This window comes from Paractinoplanes durhamensis, from assembly GCF_016862175.1.
In the GTDB taxonomy this organism is placed as follows: domain Bacteria; phylum Actinomycetota; class Actinomycetes; order Mycobacteriales; family Micromonosporaceae; genus Actinoplanes; species Actinoplanes durhamensis.
Window position 1 is genome coordinate 1 of record NZ_BOML01000097.1, and the last position, 2,018, is coordinate 2,018.

A 2,018-nucleotide genomic window follows, 5' to 3' on the forward strand; every position below is an offset into this window, starting at 1 on the left:
CAGCCTGCCGGGCCAGCCTGCCGGGCCAGCCTGCCGGGCCAGCCTGCCGGGCCAGCCTGCCGGGCCAGCCTGCCGGGCCAGCCTGCCGGGCCAGCGGCTGCGTGGTGCCAGGCCGTTCTGTGGTGTCGGGCCGAGTATTTGCGGGGAGCTTGACCCGAAGGGGTCGCGCGGAGCTTGCCCCAGGGGGCGCGCGGAGTTGGTCAGGCGTTGTGTGGCGCCGGGCCGTTGTTCGGTGTCGGGCCAGGCGGTTGCGCGGCTCCGGGCCGGGCGTTGGTGCGAGCCAGGCCGCGCTGTTGTGGGTGCTGGCCTGGCGATTCGTGGTGCCGGCCAGGCCGTTGTGCGGCGCCGAGGCCGGTGATCGCGCGGCGTTGGGGTCGCCGTTTGCGCGATCACCTGGCCGGTGCCGGGTTCAGCTTTCGGCGGGGCGGGTGGCCGGCCAGGTCAGCACGTCGTCGGGGATTGACGGGTTGTGCAGGGCGTGCAGGTCGCGGCCGGGGATGTCGCAGCCTGCGTCGGCGACCAGGCGGGCCACCTCGATGGCGCCGTGGGCCTGGAAGTGGGTGTTGTCGGAGACGCCGGCGGGGTAGTTCGGGTTCTCGCCGGCGTCCAGCCACAGGAAGTAGTCCTTCGTGGGCTCGGGGCCCAGCGTGCTCCACAGCGCGAAGGACAGCGCGGTCAGGTCGATCAGCGGGGTGTGGGTGGCCTCGGCCAGGGCGCGCATCGAGTCCGGGTATTCGCCGTGCGACAGGTAGGGCGTGCCGTCGGCCCGGAAGCGGCGCCGCTCGACCGGGGTGACCAGGATCGGGTGGGCCTTCTTCGCCCGGGCGCCGTCCAGGTAGAGGCGCAGGTAATCCTGGAACGTGGTCCACGGCTCGGTGTAGCGGGCCGGGTCCTCGGACTTCTCGTCGTTGTGGCCGAACGACACCAGCAGCGTGTCGCCGGGCTTGATCGCGGCGAGGATCAGGTCGAGGCGGCCCAGGTCGGCGAAGCTCTTCGAGCTGGCACCGGAGAGCGCCGCGTTCTGCACGGCGATCTCCGGGCGCAGGAAGACCGGCAGGGCCTGGCCCCACCCGGCGCGGGGCACGTCGGCGGTGGCGTAGGTGGCGGCGGTGGAATCGCCGGCCACGAAAATGGTGCGGCGCGGCGGGCGGCCGCCGGCGTGGGCCGGCGTCATCCCGAACCCCGAGGCGATCGCACCGCCGACAGCGGCACGCAGAAGCATTCTCCGATCCAGCGACATGCCGACATCTAATCAACGAACTTCGATGCAGGCAAGCGCTTTCCTGGAGTACGCCGTGTCAGTGTTCCGGAGCGTGCACCCGCCCGCCGAGCTGCTGGGCCACTTCGAGATCGTTGCCCTCGAACCAGGTCTCGGCCACCTTGCCGCCGGAGAGCCGAAAAATGATGATCCCGGTCTCCTCGACGTTCTGCCCCCGGCCCGGCAGATCGAGATACCCACCGAGATAGGTGGACCGCACCGCATACCGCACTGCCACCCGATCCCCGCCGTCGATCACGTCCTCGATGGAGGGTTGCTGTTCGGCAAACGCCGCCGGATACCACCGCAACCAGTCAAGAAAGGTCTGCCGATCCCCGGCCCCACCGGGCCCATGACAGACGAAATCCTCGGTAGCAAGATCCGCAAAAAGCCCCACATCCCCCATTCGGCACATGTCAAACCATGCCCGCGCGATCTCACCCGAATGCATGCATGAATTTCTATGCCCATCAACGTCCGCACGCAACACTCCGCGCACTACGCAGTCGCGCGGAGTTGCCCACCCCCACCGAACCCTCACCGCCCCTGCACGCCGGCAAACTCCGCAAAGTCCATAAACGACCCAAGTCCGCAAGCCCACCGCACCGACATTGTCGAGTTCCATCCGAACCGCGCACCAATTCCACAAGATCGGCCGCCGCCGCCGCCGCTGCCGCCGCCGCTGCCGCTGCCGCTGCCGCTGCCGCCGCTGCCGCTGCCGCTGCCGCCGCTGCCGCTGCCGCTGCCGCTGCCGCCGCTG

The 2,018-nt window shown here is 70.4% G+C and carries 3 protein-coding genes; all 3 read right to left on the reverse strand.

The annotated features are described in order from the left end of the window. Positions 1-409 precede the first annotated feature (409 nt). Positions 410-1,222 carry a rhamnogalacturonan acetylesterase gene (locus Adu01nite_RS46480; RefSeq protein ID WP_203735833.1) on the reverse strand — a complete coding sequence of 271 codons (813 nt, stop codon included), beginning with the start codon at positions 1,220-1,222 and terminating at the stop codon, positions 410-412. 76 nt (positions 1,223-1,298) lie between these two features. Next, on the reverse strand, positions 1,299-1,709 hold the full coding sequence (locus Adu01nite_RS46485; RefSeq protein WP_203735834.1) for an ester cyclase: 411 nt from the start codon (positions 1,707-1,709) through the stop codon (positions 1,299-1,301). 86 nt (positions 1,710-1,795) lie between these two features. Next, positions 1,796-2,018: hypothetical protein (locus tag Adu01nite_RS46490; RefSeq protein WP_203735835.1), on the reverse strand; the 223-nt coding region annotated here is incomplete at its 5' end.